This window comes from Alkalicoccus urumqiensis (assembly GCF_002993335.1).
Lineage (GTDB): Bacteria > Bacillota > Bacilli > Bacillales > Salisediminibacteriaceae > Alkalicoccus > Alkalicoccus urumqiensis.
Map to the genome: position 1 here is coordinate 176,221 of NZ_PVNS01000002.1, position 25,281 is coordinate 201,501.

29 protein-coding genes are annotated in these 25,281 nt (G+C 48.2%); 21 read left to right on the forward strand and 8 right to left on the reverse strand.

What is annotated here, in order from left to right:
- The 7 genes from C6I21_RS02665 to C6I21_RS02695 are packed head-to-tail and all read left to right on the forward strand — an operon-like array spanning window position 1 to window position 5,465.
- Window positions 1-189: a YpmA family protein gene (locus tag C6I21_RS02665; protein ID WP_105957881.1), complete on the forward strand. Its 189-nt coding sequence runs from the start codon at window positions 1-3 to the stop codon at window positions 187-189.
- On the forward strand, window positions 186-692 hold the full coding sequence (locus C6I21_RS02670; protein WP_105957882.1) for a DUF5590 domain-containing protein: 507 nt from the start codon (window positions 186-188) through the stop codon (window positions 690-692). The genes C6I21_RS02665 and C6I21_RS02670 overlap by 4 nt, the downstream gene beginning before the upstream one ends.
- A gap of 36 nt (window positions 693-728) precedes the next feature.
- Complete coding sequence (locus C6I21_RS02675) at window positions 729-1,904, forward strand: pyridoxal phosphate-dependent aminotransferase (RefSeq protein WP_105957883.1); 1,176 nt, start codon at window positions 729-731, stop codon at window positions 1,902-1,904.
- A gap of 21 nt (window positions 1,905-1,925) precedes the next feature.
- The gene (gene asnS, locus C6I21_RS02680) at window positions 1,926-3,215 is read left to right on the forward strand and encodes an asparagine--tRNA ligase (protein ID WP_105957884.1); all 1,290 of its coding nucleotides are present in this window, start codon (window positions 1,926-1,928) and stop codon (window positions 3,213-3,215) included.
- 29 nt (window positions 3,216-3,244) lie between these two features.
- The gene (locus tag C6I21_RS02685; RefSeq protein ID WP_181186050.1) at window positions 3,245-3,964 is read left to right on the forward strand and encodes a DnaD domain-containing protein; all 720 of its coding nucleotides are present in this window, start codon (window positions 3,245-3,247) and stop codon (window positions 3,962-3,964) included.
- On the forward strand, window positions 3,942-4,625 hold the full coding sequence (gene nth / locus C6I21_RS02690; protein ID WP_105958015.1) for an endonuclease III: 684 nt from the start codon (window positions 3,942-3,944) through the stop codon (window positions 4,623-4,625). Before C6I21_RS02685 ends, nth begins: the two co-directional genes overlap by 23 nt.
- A gap of 45 nt (window positions 4,626-4,670) precedes the next feature.
- Window positions 4,671-5,465: an ion transporter gene (locus C6I21_RS02695; protein ID WP_105957886.1), complete on the forward strand. Its 795-nt coding sequence runs from the start codon at window positions 4,671-4,673 to the stop codon at window positions 5,463-5,465.
- 126 nt (window positions 5,466-5,591) lie between these two features.
- On the opposite strand, the gene C6I21_RS02700 is transcribed toward C6I21_RS02695, so the two are convergent.
- Window positions 5,592-8,435 (reverse strand): PBP1A family penicillin-binding protein, encoded by a 2,844-nt coding sequence (locus C6I21_RS02700; RefSeq protein WP_181186051.1) that lies wholly within the window; start codon window positions 8,433-8,435, stop codon window positions 5,592-5,594.
- Window positions 8,436-8,437: 2 nt separating this feature from the next.
- Window positions 8,438-9,058: a Holliday junction resolvase RecU gene (gene recU, locus C6I21_RS02705; protein ID WP_105957888.1), complete on the reverse strand. Its 621-nt coding sequence runs from the start codon at window positions 9,056-9,058 to the stop codon at window positions 8,438-8,440.
- 281 nt (window positions 9,059-9,339) lie between these two features.
- Between recU and C6I21_RS02710 the strand changes: the two genes are divergently transcribed.
- Both C6I21_RS02710 and C6I21_RS02715 read left to right on the forward strand, forming a co-directional pair.
- Window positions 9,340-9,714, forward strand: a complete 375-nt coding sequence (locus C6I21_RS02710) for a YppE family protein (protein ID WP_105957889.1) — start codon at window positions 9,340-9,342, stop codon at window positions 9,712-9,714.
- Complete coding sequence (locus tag C6I21_RS02715) at window positions 9,698-10,147, forward strand: hypothetical protein (RefSeq protein ID WP_142393202.1); 450 nt, start codon at window positions 9,698-9,700, stop codon at window positions 10,145-10,147. The genes C6I21_RS02710 and C6I21_RS02715 overlap by 17 nt, the downstream gene beginning before the upstream one ends.
- Here the strand turns inward: C6I21_RS02715 and cbpA are convergent.
- The gene (gene cbpA, locus C6I21_RS02720) at window positions 10,144-10,770 is read right to left on the reverse strand and encodes a cyclic di-AMP binding protein CbpA (RefSeq protein WP_245411515.1); all 627 of its coding nucleotides are present in this window, start codon (window positions 10,768-10,770) and stop codon (window positions 10,144-10,146) included. The two genes, C6I21_RS02715 and cbpA, sit on opposite strands and share 4 nt — an antisense overlap.
- Window positions 10,771-10,881: 111 nt before the next feature.
- On the opposite strand from cbpA, the gene C6I21_RS02725 reads away from it, so the two are divergent.
- The 5 genes from C6I21_RS02725 (at window position 10,882) to C6I21_RS02745 (ending at window position 13,169) form a co-directional block, all read left to right on the forward strand.
- The gene (locus C6I21_RS02725; RefSeq protein WP_105957892.1) at window positions 10,882-11,436 is read left to right on the forward strand and encodes a cysteine hydrolase family protein; all 555 of its coding nucleotides are present in this window, start codon (window positions 10,882-10,884) and stop codon (window positions 11,434-11,436) included.
- A gap of 44 nt (window positions 11,437-11,480) precedes the next feature.
- Window positions 11,481-11,687, forward strand: a complete 207-nt coding sequence (locus C6I21_RS02730) for an HIT family protein (protein WP_105957893.1) — start codon at window positions 11,481-11,483, stop codon at window positions 11,685-11,687.
- Between the two features lie 150 nt (window positions 11,688-11,837).
- Window positions 11,838-12,449: a cyclase family protein gene (locus C6I21_RS02735; protein ID WP_105957894.1), complete on the forward strand. Its 612-nt coding sequence runs from the start codon at window positions 11,838-11,840 to the stop codon at window positions 12,447-12,449.
- A gap of 1 nt (window position 12,450) precedes the next feature.
- The gene (locus C6I21_RS02740; RefSeq protein WP_181186052.1) at window positions 12,451-12,753 is read left to right on the forward strand and encodes a thioredoxin family protein; all 303 of its coding nucleotides are present in this window, start codon (window positions 12,451-12,453) and stop codon (window positions 12,751-12,753) included.
- Window positions 12,750-13,169, forward strand: a complete 420-nt coding sequence (locus tag C6I21_RS02745; RefSeq protein WP_181186053.1) for a TlpA disulfide reductase family protein — start codon at window positions 12,750-12,752, stop codon at window positions 13,167-13,169. Before C6I21_RS02740 ends, C6I21_RS02745 begins: the two co-directional genes overlap by 4 nt.
- Window position 13,170: 1 nt before the next feature.
- On the opposite strand, the gene C6I21_RS02750 is transcribed toward C6I21_RS02745, so the two are convergent.
- The gene (locus C6I21_RS02750) at window positions 13,171-13,911 is read right to left on the reverse strand and encodes a metallophosphoesterase family protein (protein WP_105957897.1); all 741 of its coding nucleotides are present in this window, start codon (window positions 13,909-13,911) and stop codon (window positions 13,171-13,173) included.
- A 95-nt stretch (window positions 13,912-14,006) separates the two neighbouring features.
- On the opposite strand from C6I21_RS02750, the gene C6I21_RS02755 reads away from it, so the two are divergent.
- The 4 genes from C6I21_RS02755 to C6I21_RS02770 are packed head-to-tail and all read left to right on the forward strand — an operon-like array spanning window position 14,007 to window position 17,329.
- Window positions 14,007-15,137 carry a conserved virulence factor C family protein gene (locus tag C6I21_RS02755; RefSeq protein ID WP_105957898.1) on the forward strand — a complete coding sequence of 377 codons (1,131 nt, stop codon included), beginning with the start codon at window positions 14,007-14,009 and terminating at the stop codon, window positions 15,135-15,137.
- Complete coding sequence (locus C6I21_RS02760; protein ID WP_342587716.1) at window positions 15,134-15,349, forward strand: hypothetical protein; 216 nt, start codon at window positions 15,134-15,136, stop codon at window positions 15,347-15,349. Before C6I21_RS02755 ends, C6I21_RS02760 begins: the two co-directional genes overlap by 4 nt.
- Window positions 15,349-15,828: a PH domain-containing protein gene (locus C6I21_RS02765; protein WP_105957899.1), complete on the forward strand. Its 480-nt coding sequence runs from the start codon at window positions 15,349-15,351 to the stop codon at window positions 15,826-15,828. The genes C6I21_RS02760 and C6I21_RS02765 overlap by 1 nt, the downstream gene beginning before the upstream one ends.
- Entirely contained in the window at window positions 15,821-17,329 is a 1,509-nt protein-coding gene (locus tag C6I21_RS02770) for a PH domain-containing protein (RefSeq protein ID WP_181186054.1), read from the forward strand. Before C6I21_RS02765 ends, C6I21_RS02770 begins: the two co-directional genes overlap by 8 nt.
- An 89-nt stretch (window positions 17,330-17,418) precedes the next feature.
- Here the strand turns inward: C6I21_RS02770 and C6I21_RS02775 are convergent, their stop codons facing one another.
- On the reverse strand, window positions 17,419-18,399 hold the full coding sequence (locus tag C6I21_RS02775) for a DUF2777 family protein (protein ID WP_181186055.1): 981 nt from the start codon (window positions 18,397-18,399) through the stop codon (window positions 17,419-17,421).
- A 310-nt stretch (window positions 18,400-18,709) separates the two neighbouring features.
- Here C6I21_RS02775 and sigI point away from each other — a divergent pair, with 310 nt between their 5' ends.
- On the forward strand, window positions 18,710-19,456 hold the full coding sequence (gene sigI / locus C6I21_RS02780) for an RNA polymerase sigma-I factor (protein ID WP_181186056.1): 747 nt from the start codon (window positions 18,710-18,712) through the stop codon (window positions 19,454-19,456).
- Window positions 19,457-19,623: 167 nt separating this feature from the next.
- Here the strand turns inward: sigI and tnpB are convergent, their stop codons facing one another.
- Entirely contained in the window at window positions 19,624-20,775 is a 1,152-nt protein-coding gene (tnpB, locus tag C6I21_RS02785; protein WP_105957903.1) for an IS200/IS605 family element RNA-guided endonuclease TnpB, read from the reverse strand.
- A gap of 388 nt (window positions 20,776-21,163) precedes the next feature.
- Between tnpB and tnpA the strand changes: the two genes are divergently transcribed.
- Window positions 21,164-21,400, forward strand: coding sequence for an IS200/IS605 family transposase (gene tnpA / locus C6I21_RS16860; RefSeq protein ID WP_210200628.1), 237 nt, complete (start codon window positions 21,164-21,166; stop codon window positions 21,398-21,400).
- 82 nt (window positions 21,401-21,482) lie between these two features.
- Here tnpA and C6I21_RS02795 read toward each other — a convergent pair whose 3' ends face one another.
- Window positions 21,483-22,457, reverse strand: a complete 975-nt coding sequence (locus C6I21_RS02795; RefSeq protein WP_105957904.1) for a hypothetical protein — start codon at window positions 22,455-22,457, stop codon at window positions 21,483-21,485.
- Between the two features lie 18 nt (window positions 22,458-22,475).
- The gene (locus C6I21_RS02800; protein WP_425352469.1) at window positions 22,476-23,447 is read right to left on the reverse strand and encodes a toxic anion resistance protein; all 972 of its coding nucleotides are present in this window, start codon (window positions 23,445-23,447) and stop codon (window positions 22,476-22,478) included.
- Between the two features lie 287 nt (window positions 23,448-23,734).
- Here C6I21_RS02800 and C6I21_RS02805 point away from each other — a divergent pair, with 287 nt between their 5' ends.
- The gene (locus C6I21_RS02805) at window positions 23,735-25,240 is read left to right on the forward strand and encodes a sensor domain-containing diguanylate cyclase (RefSeq protein ID WP_181186057.1); all 1,506 of its coding nucleotides are present in this window, start codon (window positions 23,735-23,737) and stop codon (window positions 25,238-25,240) included.
- The last annotated feature ends 41 nt before the right edge of the window (window positions 25,241-25,281 follow it).

A 25,281-nucleotide genomic window follows, 5' to 3' on the forward strand; every position in this document is an offset into this window, starting at 1 on the left:
ATGACTCATGATCAGGTACGTCTGCTTTCCACTGTAACGATTGAAAAAACACCGGATGTATACAAGCTGGTGGACTCGCTGAACCGGACGCTGAAAGAGAAAAATCTGATGTTCGGTCTGGCTCTGGATGAAACGGATAAAGAACGGATGGTTTTTTCCATTTACGAAACGCTGGAAGTGGATTCATGAAAACATGGATTCCAGCAGTGATTATTTTCGTTCTCGGCACGGCAGCATCCGCTGCTTATCTGCTGTACAATTCGGTGGAGAACCCACTGGAAGCACGTGCAGATCAGGCAGAGGAGCGTGCTTATGCTGCTGCAGATATAGCTGAGGTGGAGGAGCGGACCTTTTTCCACGGAAGAGAGTCGTTTATCGTTCTTCATACACTCACGGCAGATGGAACGCCGCAGTTTGTCTTTGTTCCTGAAAGGACCGAGGAAGAAGAAAATGCAGGAGAAATTACTGTTGTAGACCGATCCGGCGGTATCCCGCCGGAGGAGGCTGCTGCTCAAGCGGAAGAAGAAACTGAAGCAGTTGAACTAATCAGCGTGCTTCCCGGGCTGGAGAGCGGAGAGCCTGTTTATGAAGTCCGCTATCGTGATGAAGAAGGACGATACGGCTATTACTACACGTCATTTAATGATGGAAGCTACCTCCGGAATTACCTTCTGCCGGAAGAACCGGCCTGAATGCTGTTTGACAATTTGAAAGGAGACGATAGAAAAATGCGTTTTTCCCCAAGAGTTGAATCCATTACACCGTCATCAACACTCGCCATTACGGCGAAAGCGAAAGAATTGAAAGCTCAGGGTCACGATGTGATCGGCCTCGGAGCCGGAGAGCCTGATTTTAATACACCGCAGTATATCATCGAAGCAAGCTACCGCTCGATGATGGAAGGACATACGAAATACACGCCGGCAGCCGGTATGCCGCAGTTAAAGCAGGCAATCTGTGATAAATTCAAGCAGGATAACGGGCTGGATTATTCACCGGAGGAAATCATCGTGTCCACCGGCGCGAAGCATGCGCTCTCCTCGATATTTCTGACGATTCTTGAAGAAGACGATGAAGTACTTATTATCACTCCGTACTGGGTAAGCTATCCGGAACAGGTGAAGATTGCAGGCGGAAAGCCGGTCTTTATTGAAGGACGCGAAGAAAATGAATTTAAAGCGACCGCGGATCAGCTGGAAGAGGCAGTAACCGCCAGAACGAAGGCTGTCATTATTAATTCGCCGAGCAATCCAACCGGGATGACGTACTCCAGAGAGGAGCTTGAACAGCTCGGAAACGTCTGCCTCAAGAATAATCTCCTGATTATTTCGGATGAAATCTATGAAAAGCTGCTTTATGACGGCTCGGAGCATGTATCCATCGCCCAGATTTCGCCTGAACTGAAGGAGCAGACACTGCTAGTAAACGGCGTTTCCAAATCTCATTCCATGACAGGCTGGCGGATCGGCTACACGGCTGGTAACAAAGAGATTATTAAAAAGATGTCAAACCTTGCCAGCCACACAACGTCCAATCCGGCTGTCATGGCGCAGTACGGGGCTCTTGCAGCCTACACGGAGGACGATGGGTCCGTTGAGACGATGCGCAGCGCGTTTGAGGAACGTTTAAACGCTGTTATCGACCGGCTCAATGCGATACCGGGATTCAGCTGCCAGAAGCCGAAAGGGGCATTTTATCTGTTCCCAAATGTAAAAGAAGCAGTAAAGCGGGGCGGCTATGCCTCTACCGATGACTGGGTGGCTGCTCTCCTTGAAGAAGCGAAAGTTGCCGTCGTTCCGGGAAGCGGATTTGGTGCGCCGGATAACATCCGGCTCAGTTACGCAACCAGTCTGGATCTGCTGGAAGAAGCATTAACAAGAATCGAAGCATTCGTGCAGTCATAACATTGTGTTGGAGGGATTTTGGTGAAAACAACGATTCGAACGATTGGAAATCACGTAGGAGAAGAAGTAACGCTTGGCGCGTGGCTTTCAAATAAGCGCTCCAGCGGAAAAATCGCATTTCTGCAGCTCCGCGACGGCTCTGGATTTATTCAGGGTGTCGTCGTGAAGGCAGAAGCGGGCGAAGAAGCATTCCAGAAAATAAAAGAACTGACGCAGGAAAGTGCGCTTTACGTCACGGGAACGGTACAGAAGGATGACCGTGCTCCTTCAGGTTATGAGCTGGCTGTATCAAGCGTCGACGTCATTCATGAAGCGGTGGACTATCCGATCACACCGAAGGAGCACGGAACGGAATTTCTCATGGACCACCGGCATTTATGGCTGCGTTCCAGACGCCAGCATGCAATTATGACGATACGCAATGAAATTATCCGTGCCACTTATGAATTCTTTAATAAAGAAGGTTTCGTCAAAGTAGATCCGCCGATCTTAACGGGAAGTTCCGCGGAAGGAACGACGAATCTTTTTCATACGAAATATTTTGATGAGGATGCCTACCTGTCCCAGAGCGGTCAGCTGTATATGGAAGCAGCCGCAATGGCACTCGGCCGTGTATTCTCTTTCGGCCCGACATTCCGTGCAGAAAAGTCGAAAACGCGCCGCCATTTGATCGAGTTCTGGATGATTGAACCGGAAATGGCATTCGTCGACCATGAAGAAAGTCTGGAGATTCAGGAAAACTACGTTTCTTTCGTCGTCCAGTCTGTCATCGATAACTGCCGCCTTGAACTGGATGCGCTGGAGCGGGATATTACAGCTCTTGAGAAAATCAAAGCGCCGTTTGCCCGGATCAGTTATGATGATGCCATTGCCTTTCTGCAGAAAGAAGGCTATGAAATTGAATGGGGGGAAGACTTCGGCGCCCCGCATGAAACGGCTATTGCCGAATCTTTTGATAAACCGGTATTTATCCTGAATTATCCAAAAGATATTAAAGCATTCTACATGAAGCCGCATCCTGAACGCGATGATGTCGTTCTCTGCGCGGATCTCATTGCTCCGGAAGGCTACGGCGAAATTATCGGAGGAAGCCAGCGGATTGATGATGAAGCGCTTCTCGCTGAGCGGTTTAAGGAGCATAACCTCTCCGAAGATGCCTACCAGTGGTATCTCGACCTCCGGAAATACGGATCTGTTCCACATTCCGGCTTCGGGCTCGGTCTGGAGAGAACGGTGGCCTGGATCACAGGAACAGAGCACGTACGTGAAACGATTCCATTTCCACGGCTTCTTAACCGTCTTTACCCTTAATGAACGTTCAAAGGAAGGAGATTATATCAATGAAGCCCGATCAGTACATTCAGCTTCTCGAAGAAACTCCTTTCCAGTTTCCAGCTGTTCTTTTCAGAACGTATCTTTCTCTCGGTCTCGATGATATGCAGTTTTTGATGCTGATGCACGTGCACCAGTTCAAACAGGAGGGGGAAGTGCTTCCTTCTCCTGCACAGCTGGCTTCCCGGATGAGCACACCGGAAAAAGACTGCTCGCGTCTTCTCAGCTCACTGCTTTCCGCCAGGTTTATCGAAATAAAAGAGACGCAGCAGGCGGATGGCACAATTGAAGAGTTTGTCTCGCTGAAACCGCTGTATGAAAAGCTCGGCGAATGGATGAATGCCGATGAACCGGAAGAAGATATGCATAAGCAGAATCAGGGAAATCTGTTCCGCTGCTTTGAAGAAGAATTTGCCCGCCCGCTCTCGCCGATGGAAATTGAGATGATCTCGATGTGGCTCGATGAGGATGGGCACAGCGTCGAGCTGATAGAAGGAGCGCTTAAAGAATCTGTCATCTCCTCTAGATTGAATTTCCGTTACATCGACCGTATTCTTCATGAATGGAAACGAAACGGTATCCGGAGCCTTCAGGAAGCAAAAAAACATGGCGAGAACGTCCGAAGAAACCGCCATGCAGGCGAAGAGAGAAAGCGGGAGCTTAAAACCCCTCCCGGGTACAACTGGCTGGAAGGAGGCGTTCCTGCTGCTGACAAAAAAGGATATTAGGTACTCACTCGATACAATCGCGGAAATGTTTCCGGAAGCAGAATGCGAACTGACTCATTCCAATCCATTTGAATTAACCATCGCCGTCCTTTTGTCCGCACAGGCGACAGATGCTCTCGTAAACAAAGTAACCCCCGGCCTGTTTGCTAAATATAAAAAACCGGAGGATTATCTGGACGTTCCTCTGGAAGAACTGGAGCAGGACATCCGCTCGATCGGACTGTACCGGAGCAAGGCGAAAAATATTCAGAAATTGTGCCGGTCGCTTCTGGATGATTTTGACGGAGATGTGCCAAGAACGCAGGAGGAGCTCGAAACACTCGCCGGTGTCGGCCGGAAAACGGCAAACGTTGTTGCATCGGTTGCATTTGATGAACCGGCCATAGCCGTCGATACCCATGTAGAGCGGGTGAGCAAACGCCTCGGCATATGCCGCTGGAAAGATTCGGTACTGGAAGTAGAAAAAACACTGATGAAAAAAATTCCCCGAGGGGAATGGTCTGTAACGCATCACCGTCTCATTTTTTTCGGAAGATATCACTGCAAATCCCAGAAGCCGGGCTGCACAAGCTGTCCGCTTGCTTTTTTGTGCCGTGAAGGCCGGAAGCGATTGACTAAAGAAGGGCTGTCAGTCCCTCCTGATCCAAGAGAAGCAAAATAATGAAAGTCTTTACCCGGCATACAACGAGAAAGGTTTCGATACTACATGGCTGAACAAACAGCAGACAGCACGTCCACAATAGAAAAGCTCGTCCTTCATCCCTGGTTTCAACGTATCATTATTGCACTCATTCTGTTGAACGGTGTCGTCATCACCGCAGAAACGTATCTTCCGGGCAATGATGTATTGTTAACCATCGATACGATTATCGTCTGGCTCTTTGTTCTGGAAGCAGCGGTGAAATTAAAAGGGCTCGGTATAAAGCGGTACTTTTCAAACGGATGGAATATTTTTGATTTTACAATCGTAACGTTAAGTCTCGTTTTATATAACACGCCGCTCGTCAGTGTACTGCGTCTCGTCCGTGTACTGCGACTTATCCGGATGATCCCGGCCATTCCGGCATTGAAACGGATCATTGACTCTCTCGTACGCTCGATTCCGGCGCTTACCGGTATACTTGGCCTGACATCACTTATTTTCTCGATGTATGCCATTATCGGCACAGTATTTTTCCGGGACGTGCTGCCATATGAATTTTTCGGCAGTTTTCATACTGCGCTTTTTACCCTGCTTCAGGTAGTGACATTTGAATCGTGGGCCAGCCAGGTAGCGAGACCGGTAATCGCGGAAATACCGTGGGCATGGTTTTATTTCGTCTCCTTCATCATCGTCGGTGCACTGATTATCCTGAACCTTGTTGTCGCCGTTATCCTCGATTACCTTGGCCATGATGAAGAAATAGAACAGAAACAGCAGATGGAAAAGCTATTTGCAGACAATCAGGAATTAAAAGAAGAAATGCAGGAGATAAAAGAGCTTCTGAAACGCCGCAGCTGACTGTGGTAGTTAACAGCCTGTCATCATTTCAGATGGCAGGCTTCTGTTCATATCAAAACGGACGCCCCGGATGGGAGCGTCCGTTTTGATTTATTATAGGCTGAAGGGAGTGAACAGTCTTCAGAATCAGGAGTTGTTTTCCTCCTGGGAATTGGAATTGGAATTGTTATTCGTTTCCGGTGTATTGGTTTCTGCATTTTCCTGCGTACTGACATTTTCATTACCGTTGTTACCGGAATTTGTATTCGATTCCTGCGTTTCGGTATTTCCATCTGCATTATTTGTTTCCGGCGCTTCATTCTGGTTCGAATTATTATTTTGTGTTTCCGTGTTTCCGTTGCCGCCGTTGTTTTCTGCAGGGGCATTTCCACCTGTTTCTTCATCCGGGGCGTCGTTTTCAGCGGGAGTTTCTTCAGCCGGCTCGTTGGAACCGTTATTGTTCTCCACGTTGTTTTCTTCCGGTGCGTTATTTTCTTCATTTTCCACCGGCTCGGTGTTCTCATTGTTTTCAGTCTCGTTCTCTTCCAGCATATTCTCTTCTGTTTCCTCGTTTTCTTCATTTTCCTGATTTTCTTCGTTCTCTTCGTTTTCTTCAATCTCTTCTTCCGGCTCTTCTTCCTCCGGAATAGTAATAGACGTCTCTGCACTGCCTCCGGCACCGGAGCCGGTGTCATCCACCGGAGTCACGCGGATACGGTACGTTTCTCCCTTCGTCGGGCCGGTAAAGCTGTAGGAACGCTCACCGATTGTGTCGACCGTTGTGAAGTCGGCACCTCCGGCAGCCGTTTCAATACGGAAATTAAAGAATTCCAGCTCTTCTTCAGGGAAGCCCCAGCTCACAGAGAGTGTGTCGGTTCCTTCATCATAGGAAGCACTTAAACCGGACACGTCTGATGCTTCTTCCAGCTCGAATTCATCACTCACAGTGCCTGGCTCTGTACCGCGTACAAACAGTTCTTCCACGATTTCATCGTCCGGCGTGTAGTCGCTTGGAAGCAGTCCGGTGGCTTCCTCTACGGCTATTTCAACGACAGAATCGGGCTGCTCGAAGCTTCGGTCTTCCAGATTCTCGTGAGCATAATTCATAATATGCTGGAAAATATCCTGCGAAATATGATGCTCGTTGTTTCCGCGGTCGATATAGCCGGCATTTCCACTGTCGTACCCTGTCCACACAGAAGCAGTCAGGTGAGGGGAATAGCCGACGAACCAGGCATCAGGAATCGCATCCGCACCTTCCGGAATGCCAAATCCTTCGCGGTCTTCATCCGTAAAGTTTGTCGAACCGGTTTTTCCTGCCGCATCGAATCCGTTCAGTGACATCCGTCGGGCGGTTCCGTCATCAATAACGTCGCGGAGCATATCCGTCACCATATAGGCGGTATAATCATTCATAGCCTGAGTGGGTTCAGGTGCCATGGAAATTTCCTGACCATCTGGAAATTCCACCCTCTCCACTGTGTGCGGCTCATTGTACGTGCCGCCATTTCCAAAGGAGGCATAAGCTCCGGCCATCTCATAGGAAGAGACGGGGTTGGTTCCTAGCGCTGAGGATTCGTATACTTCATCGGTCTGAATCCCCACCTGCGAAGCGAACTGCTGTGCATTATCTGTGCCTGCTTCCATGATGGCTCTTACAGCAGGTACGTTTAATGAGTCTTTCAGCGCTTCCCGCATAGACACATCGCCGCGGTAATCCCGGCTGAAGTTGCGGACCGGCTGATCGCTGTTGGAGTAATCGAGCGGCTCATCTTCAATCTGATGGGCAGTGGACCACTGCAGTTCATCGATGACAGGGCCGTACGCGAAAATCGGCTTCGCTGCTGATCCTGCCTGCCGCTGCGGATTGGTTGCCCAATTCCAGCTGCGGACGCCTTCTGCAGGCTCACGCATTCCGCCGATGGCGCGGACTTTGCCGGTGTCGGTTTCCATAAGTGTCACACCAGCCTGCATCTGTTCGTCGGGGAATTGAATATATTCATCAGTCTGCATGATTTCTTCAATACGCGTCTGCATATCCTGATCCAGGTTCGTATAAATTTTCAGCCCGCCTGTATATATATCGCTTGATTCAATTCCTTCAATTTCTTCTACTTCCGAAAGCACCTGATCGATGTACGATTGGTACTGGTTTTCTTCCCGGTCGGTCGGCTCCAGCTGGTCAGAAACGGACACAGATCGGGCAGATTCCGCATTTTCAGCGGAGATTTTCCCGGTTGCTTCCATCCGGTTTATAACCGTGTTCCGGCGGTCTTCTGCGTCTTCCGGATTGTTAAACGGATTGTGGGCATTTGGCCGCTGCGGAATGCCTGCCAGAAGCGCTGCATCTTCAATCGTCAGTTCAGAGAGCTCTTTATTGAAATAATACTCTGCCGCTGCAGAAATGCCGTACTGGCCATCCGAGAAATAAATGGCGTTCATGTACATTTCGAGTATTTGATCTTTTGTAAACTGCTGTTCGAGCTGGACAGCAAGGTACTGCTCCTGCAGTTTTCTTGTAATCGTTTTATCAAAGTCAAGAAACAGATTCTTCACGACCTGCTGGGTAATGGTACTGGCTCCTTCGCTGCCGAAGCCGCTTCGGAAGTTCGCGATGACCGCGCCGCCGAGACGGCGGATATCCACACCAAAGTGGTCGTAGAAGCGCGTGTCTTCAATCGCAATAACAGCATCCACCATCACCGGCGGTATTTCGTCCATCGTCACCGACTGACGGTTCATACCAGTTTCGAGGGCCGGGAGCTCTTCGCCGTCCTTATCGTAAATGATCGGATTCTGGCTCAGCGTGAGCTGTTCCCGGTCAAGTTCCGGGGCATCGGAAATGATGGCTGCAGCTGCAATACCTCCGGCAATGGTACCGATAAGGAGCAGGACAAGCAGCACGAATCCCGTCTTTTTAATAATGCCACGCTTTTTTTTCTTCGGTTTTTCAGGTTTTTTTCTGCGGTCCTGTCTGGATAAATCACTCATAGTCATTCTTCCTTTCTATCCTGAAGCAGCTCATCCACTGCTTTTAAATAATCCACGCGCGGGAGAAACCCCCGCTTTACAAGGTAGCCTTCGTTCTCAATGCTCTCTTTCGGTATCGATTTTCGTCCATTCATCCGGCTGTCATACCAAGGAAAAAATGCTTCTGCAGGGTAGAGGTAAATCTCCTCCTGAGGACGAAAGTGAATCAATATAAAACAGAGTCCACGCTGTCTGCATACATTTTTCATATGCTCCACCTGATGATCATGAAAGTTTTTCAGTGGGAAACTTGTTTTGTTCCGTGTTTCCTTTGCTTCAAAATCCAGGTGAAGCCCTTTGTAAACACCGTTGAAATCAGTCGTGGACGGTTTTTGAAAGTAGGCTTCCTTGACAACAGCTGCACTCCTTGCAGGGTAGTCGACCTGCACAATCTGCAGAGGCGTCGGCTTCTTATGGATAACAGCGGTGCCGCGGCTGAGGTAAAATTCATTGCTTTCCTGAATTTCTTCTTCAAACTGCATGCCCCGGTTGCTGTAGCTGTTGTCTTTAGGTTTGTCGTTTTTTTTCTTCTCGGGGATTCGCTTCTGCGAAAATTTTTTCCCGTTTGGATAGCGGATAGCCATCTCGGCCCTCCTTTTATCATTGTAAAATGCAAAATGTCCGGATTGTGCTCCAGCCATCGCTGCAACGCTGCAGGCAGCGGCGTCCGGTCATTAAAAAATTCCGCTTTATGAGCAGGATCGGGCAGGATTTTACTGGCTGTTTTGTTATCCTAATGTGCAAGCCGGGGCAACTGCATGTCCCGTAACGATTTCACCCATGTATTTTACCATAAATGAGCGTCCGGCGAAGTTATTCGCGTGTCTTTACGCAATTTGTTACAATCAAGTGCGGGGTGAAGTAAATGACGACAGCGAATAAAACACTTCTGGAATATACCAGAAAATTGAAAGAGCATAATGAGCAGGCATATACGTTTTTTAAGAAATACCGGCTGGGGGATAGTGAAGCAGACTTTCACGGTGATGTGAAGCCATTTGCTGATGCAGTCAGAGAGGATCTGGAAATCTGGGTTCCGGAAATACTGCGGCTGCTGGAGAAGAAAAAACCGGCTTATCTGCATCCACAGCAGATTGACCAGCTTACAGAAAATTTTGAGATGCTCTCCGTAACCTGTTTTCAGAAAGATACGAAGAAAAAACGATTCCGGGAGCAGTATCAGTCTATTGATTACACGCTTTCCATGGCGGAGGAGCTTGCAGATGAAGATAGTAAGTAGGCTTGGAGCAATGATTATTATTACACTGATTTTTACCGGATGCGGTGGAACGAACTGGCAGGAGGAAGGGAACGTGTCGGAGGAGGAAGCCGCCTTTGTCGAAGAGTACAGGCAGATATGGGAAGAGAGTCTCGACAGTCAGAATTTTTCCATTATGGAGCCGTACTATATTATTAATTCCCACGGTTATCATGCGGACCGTCGCCACCATCAGGAACTCACTGCCGCCAGGTACCAGGAAGAACAGCAGGGAGAGCCGGAGCTGACAAAGGAAGTCAATGATGCCGGGAAAGAACGAATCCGTGCAGATGTAAACCTTCTCGTCACGGAATACGGAGAAACGGCTGAAGATGCCGTCAGCCGGTATTATTATATTGAAGAAGCCGGCGGAGAAATGAAGATGGAAGCAGTCGGCCGCCGGCAGTCAGACTAAATGACTTCGGGATCAGAAACGCGGAAACCAATGGACTCCAGCTCCTGGATCAATTGGGTCAGCGTTTCTTTTTTTATGCTCGAAGGAAGCGTGAGAATAATTCTTCTGAAAAACGTGCTGTCCTGATCCAGAGTCATCATACTGTGGATAGAAGTAAACTTCTTCACAGTCGTTAAAATGGCGCTCAGAGCACCCTGATATTCGTTTGTTGAAATCGTCAGCGTATAATTTCCTGTCTTAATCCCCCAGGAATCCTCGAGTACATTCATGACATTACTGTGGGTTAAAATCCCGCTGAAGCTCCCTTCGCCGGTAGAGACAGCGAGGTACGGATAGCGCTGGATGGAAGAAAAGACACGGAAAAAGGACGTAAGCTCATCAATATGTACGAGGGAATCTTTTAAGAGCGGCTCCACCATATCCTGTGGTTCGATCTCTCCGAGCCAGAGGGCACGGTACAGCGTCTGTGCATAAATATTTCCTTTGAATTTGCCTTCGTCCACTGCCGGAATGCAGCGGTAGCCGCTTTCCTCAAGCGTATTTAGTGCTTCCTGAACCGAAGCCCGTGCGGAACAGGTCACTACCTGAGCTGCGGGGATAATGTTGTATTTAATCTGCATCATGAAGCCTCCTGTCTTATCAAGTATAATTTCTAGTATATACCATCTGCCGGAAGAATGAAACGCTGTGTTATACTTGAAAAACAACCATTGGCACAAGGAGGCAGACATAACATGGAGGCAGCCATCATTATTGATTATACGAATGATTTTGTTGCAGACGACGGAAAACTGACGTGTGGAGAGCATGGTCAGTCCGTGGAAGAGCGTATCACAGAATTGACCGAATCCTGGATAGAAAAAGGCCTGTTTACCGTCTTCGCCGTCGATGCGCATGAAGCTGGAGACACGTATCATCCTGAATCAGCATTGTTTCCGGAGCACAATATCATCGGAACAAAAGGACGCAGGCTGTATGGTGCCCTGGGCGACCTGGTCGAATCGATGAACGGAGCTCCTTATTACTGGATGGATAAAACGAGGTACAGCGCTTTTGCAGGAACCGATCTCGAACTCCGTCTGCGCGAGCGCGGGGTGACACACCTGCATCTTGCGGGCGTCTGTACCGATATCTGCGTTCTTCATACAGCTGTGGACGCATACAACCGTGGTTTTTCCATGACTATTCACGCGGATGCCGTGCAGAGCTTTGACCAGGAAGGACATGCATGGGCGCTTCGTCATTTTAAACAGACACTCGGCGCTGACGTTGTGCAAAAGAATGGTTGACCCTCTTCAACTTTGGGTAAAGGGGTTTTGAGGAGGGATCATTCATGGACTTAAAAACCATCCGTAAAAAATTAGAAGATGTTTCCCACATGAGTCAGGAGATGAAAAACTCTTATCAGCGGCTCAGTGATAATGAAAAGGAAGAATTCAAGATCGGCTACCACCTTGATGTGGAGGTGGATGAACTCTGCCGTAGGCTGTTCTCCTGGTCAGAAGCACAGTATGAGCGTGAGCATGGTGAGAATGACTGATCCGGGTTCTCTATAAAGGGAGACACCCCCTGGCTGTTCCGGACACTCCGGAGCGGCTTTTTCTCATGTGCAGAGTCAGACCTTACCGGTACCTGGAGAGAATCGACATATGCTACAATAGGAAACTAGATACAGAAAGGAGAATCGGTCATGTGGAAAGACATTTCCCAGCGTTTACGGGAAGGAATGGACGTCTGGCCGGGGGATGAGGCATTCCGCCGAACACCTTCAATGAAGCAGTCTGACGGAGCCAGTGTCAATACATCTGTGCTGCATATGAGCACACATACCGGGACGCACCTGGATGCCCCTTATCATTACAGCAGCCGGGGCAGAACGATTGACCAGATGGATGTCAATGAGCTGTCAGGCATCTGCCGGCTCATTGAACTAAAGAATGTGCCTGTGATCTCAGCATCCGATCTGGCAGCCCACGGCCCGTTCAACGAATCGATTATACTTTTTAAAACGACGGATACTGTGCATTCCTATGATTCGTTTCCGGTGTTTTCAAAAGAAGCAGTGGAACTCCTTCACTCGGAGGGAGTCCGGCTGCTTGGAACGGACGCTCCTTCTGTGGATTCGTTGACAAGTAAGGATCTTCCTGCACATCATGCCTGCCTCCAGTCGGATATCTATATTGTGGAAGGGCTGCGGCTTGCGGATGCTGAACCGGGATTTTATGAATTTATGGCGCTGCCGCTGCTTCTGGAAGGCAGTGACGGTTCGCCTGTCCGGGCTGTTATACGGGAGGTGGACTGACGTGACTGCTGCAGAGAAAGAACTGGTCGAAGCAAGCCGTTTTCAGGCTGTGCCTGTCTTTATATATGCTGCGATGTGCGGAACGTGCCGGATGGCACAGCGCTACGTCGATCTCGTAGAGGAAGCATCCAGCTATTCCATACGCCGGGTGGACATTACAGAACTTCCCGGGAAAGCTGCCGGATGGCAGGTGGAAAGCGTCCCCTGCCTTGCGGTGATTTCCAATGGAGAAATAACAGCAAAAAAATATGCGATGAACAGTGTGACATCGATGTTTTCGTTTTTGAAGGAGGAGTTAACGTGAATGCACTTCAGATACCGGTAACAGATATGGCATCACAAGAGAGGAAAACGCTTGAGGATTTTAAAGGAGAAGCGCTGATCGTCACGTTCTGGGTATCCTGGTGCCCCGACTGCCGGAGGGATCTTGAACAGAAGCGGATGCTGCATGAAGCCATGACAGATAAAGGATTGAATATGGTCATGGTTCATGTCCCAGCGCGGGAGGCAGATCCTGAAGCAGTGCACACCTTTCTGCATGAACACCCGCTTCCGTTTCAGCTGCTGGAAGACAACGGAAGGGAATTGTTTGATGCGTATGAATGCCAGACGCTTCCGACAACGCTCGTTTTAAATAAGCGGGGGGAGACGGAGGCCAAGTTCCGTGACAAAGCCTCCATTCAGGATATGATGCCCGCAGTGGCAAACGCGATGATGTAACTTATTTCTGTGGTGGCAGTGCGCCGTTTTCATAGATGTAGGTTAAAAGGGGGTGGGCAGCCCCTGGATAGCCTGTTTCTTCGAGACGCTTCACCTGACGGGGGATGTCGTACTGGACTCTCCGGAATGCAGGATGAACGCCGTGCTCATCTTTGTGCAGAAGAAGGTAGGAGGCCCGCGGATCGCCGTCGAAAGGAAGGCCTACGCTTCCGGGATTTAGAAAAAGTTTTCCGTCCAGTGTCCGGTGGTGTGCGGTATGAACGTGTCCGTAAACGTACGCTTCTGCTCTGGAATCAGCAGCTGTCCAGCTGCGGAATGTGTCATCCGGGGCATCTTTTAGTACAGGCGGAAAAGGGTCTTCCGGCGTAGCATGAAAGGCAAAAAGCTGCGTTTTGTTACTGAATGGAATCTCGAGGTTTTTAGGAAGGGAAGCCAGATAGTGCAGATCTTCTTCTGAAAGAAGCGCCTGCGTGAACTGCTGTTCCGCCCGCATCATCGTCAGTGCGGCGTCCGGTACCTCGCCTTCATTGATACCCCTTGCAGCCCAGAGGTCTGCATTTCCGAGAACAGCATAATCCGTATGCTTCTGCACCAGTTCGAGACACCCTTTGGGATCAGGCCCGCGGAAGGAAATATCACCGAGGCAGAGAACGGCATCTGTCCGCTGGGTGGAGATATCATCCAGCACCGCTTCGAGTGCCTGCCTGTTCCCGTGAATATCAGATATTACTGCGAGTTTCATGCAAATCACTCCTCTGTAGATCGTTTTTGATTCTCCCTTACAGTATCAGAATACGACGCAGTGGAAAAGAGATGCAGTTGAAAGGAGAATGATGTATGTATATTAAAGCGGTGGAACCTACACCAAGTCCAAATACCATGAAATTTACGCTGAGTGAGGAACTCCCTTCCGGCAGCGCTGCGAATTATACGCCGGAGACAAAAGACGAGGCACCGGATTTTGTTAAAGACATTTTCGAAGTGGAAGGTGTAAAAGGTGTCTACCATGTAGCGGATTTCATAGCGGTAGACCGCCATCCGAAGGCTGACTGGAAAACGATCCTGCCGAAAATACGCAGCATTTTCGGTGAAGAAGAAGAGGCAGGAAGCGAAAGAGACCAGGTGGATGAACACTTTGGAGAAGTAAGTATTCAAGTACAGGAATTTAAAGGTATCCCGATGCAGATCAAAGCTGTCGACGGCGAAACGGAAAAAAGGGAAGCGCTGCCCGAACGATTTGTATTAGCAGCTGGAGAAGCAGCGATGCCGGAAGATAATATCGTGATGATGCGTAAATGGGTGGAGCAGAAGCCGCGTTACGGCGATGCGGCAGAGGCAGCTCTTGAAGTAGCTGCGGAATACGATGCGAGTTTTTCACAGGAACATCTCGATGCACTCGTCCGCCAGGCAAAAGAGCCGGAGGCGCCGAAAGTGGAGCGCGAGTGGGTGAAAGTAACGAAAGAAATGCTCGATGAACCGGACTGGCGTACAAGATTTGCCTGGATGGATAAGATGGATCCGAAAATGGAAGATCTTCCGGTACTGGATAAAGCGCTTCAGGATGAGAAAGCATCGATCCGCAGGCTTGCCGTCGTCTATTTAGGCATGCTGGAGGATGAGGCTGTGCTGCCTTATCTGGAAAAAGCGATGCAGGATAAATCAGTGACAGTAAGACGTACAGCCGGCGACGCATTTTCCGACATCGGGAGTTCAAAAGGCATTCCTGCCATGACCGAAGCACTGCAGGACAAAAGTAAGCTCGTCCGCTGGCGTGCAGCAATGTTTTTATATGAAGTCGGTGACGAGTCGGCGCTTCCGGCATTAAAGCAGGCGGAAGAAGATCCGGAATTTGAAGTGAGCCTCCAGGCGAAGCTTGCAGCAGCGAGAATTGAGCAGGGAGAAGAAGCAAAAGGGTCAGTCTGGAAACAGATGTCAGATGCTTTTGATCAAGGAGGAGAAACAACATGATGGAAGAAGCACAGCTGAGAGAAAAACTGGAAGAAAGCAACATGGAAGAAGCGCTGGAGCTGCTGGATGATGCAGAAGGGGGGCGCCTCCAAGTACTGGAGCTTGCTCCTTCACTCGGTCTTCTGCGGGATGAAGAGCTGAACAATGCACTTCTTTACCACCTGAAACAGAAAGGTGTCGAGATTGAATACGTGAAAGAAGAAGATGAGTGATGCGGCCGCTCCCGGATCACTCTCTCGCCCCGGAACTGCTCCGCGTCTGGCGGATCAGTTCTTTGGGGAGTACGTTGTTTCTCTGTATTTTTCCGCTCGGGTATTTCGGAGCATCGCTTCTCTGGGATCTGCCATTATGGATCATGTACATACTTATCGGCGGAGTGGTTCTGCTCGGTCTGTTCGACATTATTTTCATGCAGAGATGGAAATGGAAACGATGGAAGTATGCCGTTTATGAAGATGAGGTCGAACTTTTAAGAGGTGTCATCATCCGGGAGCGGGTGATTATCCCGATGATCCGTGTTCAGCACGTGGATACCAGACAGGGGCCGCTTCTGAGACATTATGGGCTCGCTTCTGTCACTATTTCCACAGCAGCGACCATCCATGAAATTCCGGGTCTGAAAGAAGCCGATGCGGACGAACTGCGGGACAGCATTGCCAGACTTGCGAGGGAGGCCGATCCCGATGAATAACTGGCAGCGGCAGCATCCTGCCGCCATCCTCGTTTCGTTTTTTCAAGGACTCCGTCAGCTGATCGTCTCCTTTGTCGTCATTTTCATCTTTGGTTCAACCTCCGGTGGCATGCGGCTGCTGTATACAGCAGGAATTATGCTTGTCATTCTGACCGGTTCGCTTATTGTGTCCGCTGTTTCCTGGTACCGGTTTGAATTCCGTCTAATTGAAGAGGAACTGCAGGTGAAGCAGGGGCTGTTCGTCCGAAAAAAACGTTACATCCGACGCAACAGGGTGCAGAGTATTCATATTAATGCGCCCGTGCCGCAGCGCTTTTTCGGGCTGGTGGAAGTTTCTATTGAAACAGCCGGAGGAGGGGATGAGCCGGAATTCACCCTTTCTGCTCTGCCGGTGGAAAAAGCGGAGCAGATACGCGGTGAGCTTCTCTACGGTTCGGAAAAAGAAGAAATTTTTGCCGGAGAAATCAGCAGCGGGATGGACCAGGCTCTTTCTGAGCCGGTGGAGGAGAAGCCGCGCCGAACTTGGGAACTTGGCTTCCGCCGTCTCCTGCTTGCAGCTGTGACATCCAGCGGCGTTGGTATTGCTGCCACATTTGCAGCTGCATTGTTGTCACAGCTTCCGCAGTTTCTGCCGGACTGGCTGCTGGGCATTGCACTTGGCTGGATCGTGCAGTCGTCGCTCGTGTATATTGGGCTGTTCATCGTGACGGTCCTGCTGCTTGCCTGGATATTCACGATTCTCTCTACTGTTATTAAATATGGGCAGTTCCAGGTGACAGAACAAAATGGAGAGCTTTTTATCTCCAAAGGGCTGATTGAGAAAAAACAGCTCACGATTCAGCAGCACCGGATCAATGCGGTCCGTATTGTGCAGAATGTTCTCAGGCAGCCGCTCGGTTATTGTGCCGTATATATCGAGAGTGCCGGGGGCGGAACGAAAGATGAAGATTTCTCTACGATTCTTCTTCCGATGTGTAAAAAATCGCAGGTCCCCGAACTTTTGGAAACGATGGCGCCCGATTTTGCTTTTACACCGGAATTTCATCCACTGCCGCGCACGGCTGTGAGAAGGTACATGATCAAGCCGCTTATTCCGATTACTGCCGGGGCTGCGGCTGCTTCCTATTTTCTTCCTTTCGGGTGGCTTATCTGGATTCTGCTGGTGCCGGCGGCATTATTAGGCTACCTGCAGTATAAAAGTGCCGGTCTTGCACTGTCGGACCGTCACGTTTTTCTCCGCTGGAGAACGCTGTCACTGGAAGAAGCATTTCTGCCGAGACCCCGAATCCAGTCAGTGGCTTTTACGCAGAATCCACTGCAGCGGAATGCCGGTCTCTTTTCTCTTCATATGTCTGTTTTAACAACGGTGACGGGAAAAACGTTTTCTTTAAAGCATACCGGCGATGATCAGAAAGAAGATGTGATGTCCTGGTATTCTTATCAGAACGGAAGCCCCAATGCTTCTGACATCGATCGGGCTCATGCTGAAACTGTGGAATGAAGGTTGATCATGTATACAAAACACAGCGGGCCGCCGGAGAGGAATGTCTCCGGCGGCCCGCTGTTATTATACCATGTGCAGAAATTCCATTATAATTCTTTACCGCTGTCGTTAGAAAGCGGGGTGGAGTAGGAAGTAATCATTCTTGTGCCGTCATCCAGAGTAAATTCAAAGCGGTCAAACGTCCGGTCCGGACGGTCGTCATACATATCGCGCTCATAGTGATGCTGGACCATAAGGGTGCCTTCCGGTGTTTCATACGTTATAAAGTTAACTCCCTGAAACGACTGCTGTTCAAACGATCCCAGCAGCTTTACGAGCAGTGAATTATGGCAGTGCATGCAGTTTTCATGACTCGCCTTTAATTTAGAAAGGCCTCGTTCGAGTGCTTTGACCGCTGGCGTCTCCAGTTCATTCAACAGCATTTTGTACGGGTCAAACTGTTCTTTGTTCAGCCTTACTTTGTCGCCTTCACCCGCTGTATACTCTTCACCATCCGGAGTTACAAACCGGCGCCCCTCTGAATAATACACGGGCTCCCACCGGTTCTGAACCTTCAGTTCAAACTCGAATGGACACCCTTCAAGTGTAAGGGATTCTTCTTTTAAGGAATCATAAATATAAAGCGTCCGGCGCTTCTGGACGATATCATAATATACATAGGCATCCTCAGATAAAAGATGCTCCATCTGCCATTTGCGCAGCTCCATCTGAAGGACTCTCCGTTTTTCCTCTGCCTGAGCAGCAGCTTCTGAAGCCTGATCCCAGCGTTCTTTTAATGATGCACCGAGAGACTGCCGGTAAGAGAGCTCAAACGAGTCATGCCACGGCTGTACAGCTCTTCCGGGCAGGTAAACTTCCTCTCCTTTTTCGTAGGAAAGCGGCTCCAGGCCGGTAAGAAGCTCATTAAAATCGGGTGCTTCTACAATTCCTTCGATCCGGACACGTCCTTTCCAGGGGGAGCCTGCAGGACTTTCAATATCGAGAAGCGTTCCAACATAACTTCCGGATCTGCCTTCGTTTATGAGGACGTGCCTCCCTAAAAATGTATGTGCTTCTTGTCTATTCATGCTATCAACCTCAACTTTTTCAGTATCTCTGCTCATCTTACCACGTTAGAGAGCAGTATACCATGAAGAAAACCTGCGCGGTTCATAGGTATAAAGAATAATTCATCGTCCTTTTAAATTTACTTAAAATGGATTCTATATTGCATAAACCCTGGCTCAGCGCACGTTTTCTCTTTTCCTGTTAAACTCCGTCATGCAACTGTAATGCGTTATCATCAAAATGTAAATCCCTTCTGGGCGTATGGACCCCTGTATTTTTTCTGCCCTGCGCTTAAAATAGGAGCACAACGAACTGTGAGGCATACATGGGGTGAGGGAATTGGAAGCAGCGACATTATCAGCACGCCGTTTATTTATAAATGATGAACTGGAAAAGGCTGTCTGGGAAGTGCAGAATGGCAACAAAGAAGTGGAAAGCCGGCTGATCCGGAAGTATATTCCATTCATTAAAAAAACAGTGTCTTCCGTCTGCCGCCGATTTATTCAGGAGGGGCGTGATGAAGAACTTTCTATTGCACTGCTGGCATTCAGCGAAGCGCTTCACCACTATACACCGGGCAGGGGCGCGTCTTTTCTTTCTTTTGCCGGACTTGTCATCAGAAGACGAGTCATCGACTTTATCCGTCGGGAACAGCGGCTTCCAGGCTGGGTTTCGCTTGACTACGAAGAAGATGGAAGTGAAGGAATGGAGAATGCTGTGGAATCTGTCATTTCACTTTCATCCTACCACCGGGACCAACTGTCTTCGGAGCAGCGGGAAGAGCTGACTCAGCTGAAGGAGGAGCTACTGCCGTTTCAAATAACGTTATCAGATGTAGCATCCCAATGTCCGAGACACCGGGATGCCAGGGATAATATGGCAGCGATTGCCGGCGAGCTTGCTTCAGATGAAATGCTTAGCCTGCTTATGAAAAAGAAAAAGCGGATGCCGATGAACGAAGTGATGAAGCGGGTGAGCATGAGCCGAAAAACGCTGGAGCGGAACCGGAAGTATATTATTGCTCTATGGCTTATTCTCGCAGGGGATTATGATCGGCTGAAAGAATGGGCGGTTTAAACAGAACCATTATAGTTTCTGGGAGTCAAAATATAGTCTATCGATGAAAAGGCCTGCTGTTCAATGAGAACGGCAGGCCTTTATTACAGCTTAAGAAACTTTGAACTACCGCTAGGCTAAAGCCATAGCGGATTCCTAAGTACGGGGTTCTAACGAACCCTAATTCATTAGGCTATTCCCGAAGTCCCTTCGGTTAGAAGCCTTATAGCTTCGGCTTCAATATTTTTACTTGCGTTCAAATCTCTGTCGTGATGGGTGTGACACGTTGGACACTTCCATTCACGCAAAGCAAGATTCTTCACGTCTTTATTGCGATAGCCACAAGAGGAACATAGTTGGCTTGAAGGGAAGGTTTTTCCTACTGGCACAACCTGTTTTCCGTACCATTTTGCTTTATATTCAAGTATAGTACGAAATTCTGACCAACTTACTTCGCTAATGGCTCTTGCAAGTTTATGGTTTTTAACCATGTTTGACACCGGCAAATCCTCAATACCTATGATGTCGTGGTTTTTGACAATATTGGTACTGAGTTTATGCAGAAAGTCAATACGAGCGTTTTTAATTTTTTCGTGAATACGAGCTACTTTTACTTTTTGCTTCTGATAATTTTTCGCTTCGTACAACGGCTTGCTGTCTTTCTTTTTCTGTTCGTATCTGCGTGATAATTTCCGTTGTTCCGTTTCTAATTTCCGTTCTAACGAACGGAGGAAACGAGGGTTCTTATGAACCGTTCCATCTGAAAGAATAGCGAAATCTTTTAATCCAACGTCTATTCCTACTGTGCTTTCTGTTTTAGGGAGACCATAGACTTCCGTTTCAGTAAGAATGGATATGAAGTGCTTTCCAGTTACGTTCCGTCTGATTGTCGCAGACAGAATACGCCCCTCAACGTCACGGCTTTTAGCAAACTTCACAAGTCCGAGTTTTGGGAGTTTAACCTTATTGTCAATGATTGCAATATTCCCGTTCGTTTGTTTTGTCGTATAGGATTGAACAGGATTTTTCTTTGACTTGAATCGTCGGGCTTTATTCTGCTTCTTGAAGAAACGGCTGAAACTATCTGAAAGATACTTAACACTTGTTTGCAAAGCGATACTATCAACTTCTTTGAGCCATTCGTATTCTTTTTTTATCTTAGGAAGTTGAGAGGAACAAGCGTGATAAGTAAGCCCTTTACCTGTTCGTTCGTACGTGTCATTCCATGCCGAAAGAAAATGATTGAATACAAAACGAGAACAACCAATCGTCTTAGCAATTAATATTTCCTGTTGTCTATTCGGATAGATTCGGAATTTGTAGGCTTTATTCACTAGCATTGATTTTCACCTCCTTTTAAGTATATACTATAAGTATATATTTTTGATTAATGAATGTCAAAATAATATACATTAAAAGGGGTTGAATCATAGTGGAACGTATACCGAAATTGATTAAATTTCCTGTAGACTTAGTAGTAAGAATTGAGGAATATCAAGAAAAGAACAATATATCTACCTTTGCAGGGGCGGTTTATGAGTTAATCCGCAAAGGATTAGAGAAGTAATGGATTATATTTCCGAAAACCACAGTAAGCATCTGTTGGTCTGTCACTTAATATTCGTTTGCAAATACCGTAAAAACCTCTTAGGTCATGTAGGTAAATTCGTTAAGTCTGAAGTCGATTCTATTTCAGGTATGTACGGGTGGCAAATGATCGAATAAGAGATAGACCAAGAGCCTATTCACATCTTAGTCCGATACTCTCCTAAGTGGAGTGTTCTTGAAATTGTTAGATTACTAAAGCAACTAACGACTTATAGGGCATGGGAAAAGTATAGTGATTACCTCTCTAAACACTTTTGGAAGGAACGTACTTTTTGGAGTGATGGATACTTCTCCTGTAGCATTGGGAACGTTGGCAAAGATACAATTCAAAAATATATCCAAACACAAGGGAATTAGGGCTTACATCCCCTAGCCTAAAGGCGTAGGGGTTTTACGCCCCTCCTTATAAACGACAGGCTGCAGGAAAATGCACGTCAGCTTAAGGCTGCTTTCCTGTCGTGTCTTCGTTTTTCCATTCCCGGTAATGCTTTTTCATTAGGGAGGACGTGCTGACCTGGCCGGCTTCCGGACTGTAGCGGATATCGTTCAAATGGAGGAGGTGGTTCATGCGGTCCATGCGGGTCGCCTCCAGATCGGCTGCCTGGGCTTCAAGAAATGCTGCCATCCGGCTGAATGAGCTCTGGATGCGCGGTGCGGCTTCCCGTTTCTGGACGTCATTCAGCGATTCATACGTCTGCAGAAGATTTGGTACATCGTGCAGAATCATCCGCTTCATATGATGTTTTTCTTCAACATCCAAAAGATCAAACTCCTCTTCCGCTTTCGAAAGCTCGTGCTGAAGCTGCGTAAGTTCGCCCGAAAAGTCGGATTGCCTGTAGCGCTTTTGATAGTCCTTCAGCGCACTGGTAAGAACTTCGAGTTCTCTGCCTTCTGCAGCTGCAGCTTCTGAAATTTCCGGAGGTGCTGCGGGGAGCGATTCCAGAGAGCCGCCCTCCAGTGAAACGTCAAGCCGGTGCAGGTGATAGAAAATAGATTGGAATGAAGGATGTTTTTTAATACTCCTTACGATTGTCTGGTGATTTTTCTGGTAGTAGATCGTCGCATCCGCCATTCTGCCCGTGCCCTGCTCCTGTTTATGTTCTCGTCGCAGGGCGGTGATATACACCCGCTTTTTCATCGTTGAAACCGACGTGTGGGTGTCAATCATTTCAACGAAAATCTTCTTCGGTTTAATTTTGACTTTATAGGAAAAGCCCTGAATACTGCGCTTAAACGTTTTATTCATTCTTGGTATTTCAGAAAGCGCTGCAAGGTCGGAAATAAACTCTTCAGCCTCATATATAAACTCCTGCATTGTTTCATTCATCATTGCAGGCTCATCAAGCGGCTTCATATAGCTGGGAATGAATGGCTGGATCCAGTTCATTTCCATTAATCGGTCCCGCCACTGCATAGCTGTTCCCTTCTTTCTTTACTTCAATAATTTTCGTTCCATCTGTTCGTTCAATTCGTCCATTTCGGAAATGAATTTTTTGCTGGAAGTGATAATCCGCTCATTGGACTGCTCCGTCATTTCAATGGCAGCGTAGACATCTTCATATGCTTTTCGGAACGTTTCCATAGCTACAGCAGGCTCCTCGAGCGTTTTTAACGTCTGTTCCGTATTGGATTTCAGCATTTCTGCGTTGTTTATAAGCATCTGCTCTGTCGAGCGGTTCACGTTCTGCACCGCATCAATTACCTGCTTCTGGTTGCTTAATGCAAGCTGGATGGAGGCCGTGACGGTAACGATATTTTTCGTCATGGTGATGGAATTAAAAATAGCTTCTTCCAGCTTGTCGTTATTTTCAACGATAATGTCAACGGAGGCGAGAGACTGCTGCAGAACGAGTACAGCCTGCTGCATGTTTTTCACACGGGACAATACTTTCTGCTGGCCCTTCTGTATAGGAGAAGGGTCATCCTGCCACTCGGGCTTTGCAAGCTCCGCTTCCAGCATCGTATTTAGTTCCTTCCCGACACTGATCTGACCATTTAATGCTTCAATTCGTTCTTTTGCTGTATCTTTCAGCTGATGGAGCATCACCGTATCTTCCTGAAGTTTATCTTTCCCATGGAGAAGTGCATCGATAATGGTATTCACTTCTGTCTCTACGGTCTGGTATTTCTGAGCGTATTTTTCAATCGGGCTTCTGCGGACCAGTTTAGATAAAAACTGTTTGAATCGGCCTTCCTGCAGATAGTCCGGTTCCAGTTCGGCGACGACTTCTTTCAGCCGTCCCAATTGATCGGGAAGGCTGTGGTTTGGGTCGTTCATCATGTCGGAAACCGGCCGCTTCAGTGCTTCCAGTGATTCACCGGCTTTCTCCTGTTCGGCTGTTCCGAGTGTGTTCAGCGTATTCATAATATCTTCAATTTTTGATTTGTCCTGAATGCCTTCCATCATTTCCTCGGCGCGCCGGCGTTCTTCGCCTGACGGGCTCTCCTCATATCCGGTTATTTCTTCCGGGCGGGACTGATCACTCATGAAAATTCCTCCTCTTTATCCGAAGCCTTTCCACTAGTTACGAAAGACTGCTGGGAAAAGTTTCGCTAGTATCAGTATACCCCCGCAGAGGAGCAGAAAACAATTGATAGGGAGTCTCAGAACAGGGTAAGACCTAAGGCGTAGTTCCATAAGGTATGGTACAATTTAGGAAAGCGTTACCACGGAGGAGGGAGTGTATATACATGTGGACTGCAGCAGTTAGTATTTTCGTTATTTTATGTGGAGGAGCTGCACTGTTTTTGTTTCCCGGCAGACTGGCAGGCTGGATGTTCACGGCAGCCGTAATGACCGCTTCGGTTTTCGGTATGGTGCTGGAGGGGGCGGATGCGTCGGGGCCGGCGTTTACTGCTGCAGTGGCAGCAGCGGCTGTCTTTCTTAATCTAATCAGCCTCTCTGCGGTTGTTCTCGGAGTGAGCGTTCTTTTTCTGTATTTTGGGCAACCGATTGCATGGATTGCCGCAGTGACAGGAGCTGCTTTTTTCATTTACACAGGTGCCTGGATGATCCGGTCGCGGGAAAAGAAAGAGACGGACTGGATGGATTTTTATCACCACCAGTCTAAAAACCTGCACGTTCTGCGGGAAATATCGCTCGTTATGCAGAGTACGCTCGAACCGACGAGGCTGTCGCATATTTTTCTTACCTCCCTGACAGCCGGTTACGGTCTCGGATACAACCGGGCAATGCTGTTCATTCATAAAGGGAATGGTGAATTTTATGGAAAAGCAGCAATCGGACCGCTGACTGCAGAGCAGGGGTATGACGTGTGGGAAAACGTAGCTGTTCAGAAATGGACACTGCGCGATTTTATCCTTCAGCAGAAAGAAGCGGAATCAAATGATAGTGAACTGAACAGTCTTCTGCAGACAATGCATTTTTCGAACAAAGACAGTTCTATTCTCTATCAAATGGTTGCTGATCGTGAACCTCTTCTGCTGCATCCTTCCTCACTGGAAGCTCAAGATCAACTGTCCGGATGGATGGCCTCCTTTTCGATCTCAGAAGCAGCGGTTCTTCCATTGACTGCAAACGATAAAATCATCGGCTTTGCCGCCGTGGACAATATTGTAGACAACCGCCCGATAACGTATGAGGACCTTGATCAGCTGATGCCTCTTGTCAATCAGGCAGCGATGGCAATGGAAAACGCCTACCTGTATGAAATGACGAAATCGATGGCATGGAAAGATGGATTGACCGGATTGTATAACAAACGGTATTTGGAGCAGCAGCTGGCACATGTCGTCGATTCATTTTCCCGTAATAATAAAGAGGTATCGGTGCTGCTTCTCGACATTGACTATTTCAAACAGTTTAACGATACGAACGGCCACCTGCTCGGAGACGAAGTATTAAAGGCTTTGGCTGAAGTGCTGCAAAATCTTTCAGGAGAATCAGGGAGTGCCTGCCGGTTTGGAGGAGAGGAATTTGTCCTCCTGCTGCCGGGAGCTTCATTAGAGGAAGCTGGACAGACCGCAGAACAGATAATGGAGGACGTAAAGAAAATAGAAACAGCCGGAGCTGCTTCGCAGCCGTTTGGTCACATATCAGTAAGCATCGGCGGTGCTGAATTAAGGCGGGGGATGACTGCTGAAGCATTGCTCCATGAAGCGGATCAGGCGGCTTATGAAGCAAAGAGAAACGGCAGAAATCAGATGGTGCTTCATGAAAGGGAGATGTATGTATGACGTGGACCGGTATTTTACTCGGAACGGCACTGCTGCTTTTA

Bases quoted from the DNA above. Each gene is read 5' to 3' on its own strand.
- C6I21_RS02670 (WP_105957882.1), top strand. From the start codon at position 186: ATGAAAACATGGATTCCAGCAGTGATTATTTTCGTTCTCGGCACGGCA.
- C6I21_RS02710 (WP_105957889.1), top strand. From the start codon at position 9,340: ATGACGACAGCGAATAAAACACTTCTGGAATATACCAGAAAATTGAAA.
- C6I21_RS02735 (WP_105957894.1), top strand. From the start codon at position 11,838: ATGTGGAAAGACATTTCCCAGCGTTTACGGGAAGGAATGGACGTCTGG.
- C6I21_RS02675 (WP_105957883.1), top strand. From the start codon at position 729: ATGCGTTTTTCCCCAAGAGTTGAATCCATTACACCGTCATCAACACTC.
- C6I21_RS02755 (WP_105957898.1), top strand. From the start codon at position 14,007: ATGTATATTAAAGCGGTGGAACCTACACCAAGTCCAAATACCATGAAA.
- C6I21_RS02795 (WP_105957904.1), bottom strand. From the start codon at position 22,457: ATGCAGTGGCGGGACCGATTAATGGAAATGAACTGGATCCAGCCATTC.
- C6I21_RS02685 (WP_181186050.1), top strand. From the start codon at position 3,245: ATGAAGCCCGATCAGTACATTCAGCTTCTCGAAGAAACTCCTTTCCAG.
- C6I21_RS02770 (WP_181186054.1), top strand. From the start codon at position 15,821: ATGAATAACTGGCAGCGGCAGCATCCTGCCGCCATCCTCGTTTCGTTT.
- C6I21_RS02750 (WP_105957897.1), bottom strand. From the start codon at position 13,911: ATGAAACTCGCAGTAATATCTGATATTCACGGGAACAGGCAGGCACTC.
- C6I21_RS02800 (WP_425352469.1), bottom strand. From the start codon at position 23,447: ATGGAAGGCATTCAGGACAAATCAAAAATTGAAGATATTATGAATACG.
- C6I21_RS02760 (WP_342587716.1), top strand. From the start codon at position 15,134: ATGATGGAAGAAGCACAGCTGAGAGAAAAACTGGAAGAAAGCAACATG.
- C6I21_RS02765 (WP_105957899.1), top strand. From the start codon at position 15,349: ATGCGGCCGCTCCCGGATCACTCTCTCGCCCCGGAACTGCTCCGCGTC.
- C6I21_RS02700 (WP_181186051.1), bottom strand. From the start codon at position 8,435: ATGAGTGATTTATCCAGACAGGACCGCAGAAAAAAACCTGAAAAACCG.
- C6I21_RS02730 (WP_105957893.1), top strand. From the start codon at position 11,481: ATGGACTTAAAAACCATCCGTAAAAAATTAGAAGATGTTTCCCACATG.
- C6I21_RS02715 (WP_142393202.1), top strand. From the start codon at position 9,698: ATGAAGATAGTAAGTAGGCTTGGAGCAATGATTATTATTACACTGATT.
- cbpA (WP_245411515.1), bottom strand. From the start codon at position 10,770: ATGATGCAGATTAAATACAACATTATCCCCGCAGCTCAGGTAGTGACC.
- C6I21_RS02695 (WP_105957886.1), top strand. From the start codon at position 4,671: ATGGCTGAACAAACAGCAGACAGCACGTCCACAATAGAAAAGCTCGTC.
- C6I21_RS02805 (WP_181186057.1), top strand. From the start codon at position 23,735: ATGTGGACTGCAGCAGTTAGTATTTTCGTTATTTTATGTGGAGGAGCT.
- recU (WP_105957888.1), bottom strand. From the start codon at position 9,058: ATGGCTATCCGCTATCCAAACGGGAAAAAATTTTCGCAGAAGCGAATC.
- tnpB (WP_105957903.1), bottom strand. From the start codon at position 20,775: ATGCTAGTGAATAAAGCCTACAAATTCCGAATCTATCCGAATAGACAA.
- C6I21_RS02725 (WP_105957892.1), top strand. From the start codon at position 10,882: ATGGAGGCAGCCATCATTATTGATTATACGAATGATTTTGTTGCAGAC.
- C6I21_RS02775 (WP_181186055.1), bottom strand. From the start codon at position 18,399: ATGAATAGACAAGAAGCACATACATTTTTAGGGAGGCACGTCCTCATA.
- C6I21_RS02665 (WP_105957881.1), top strand. From the start codon at position 1: ATGACTCATGATCAGGTACGTCTGCTTTCCACTGTAACGATTGAAAAA.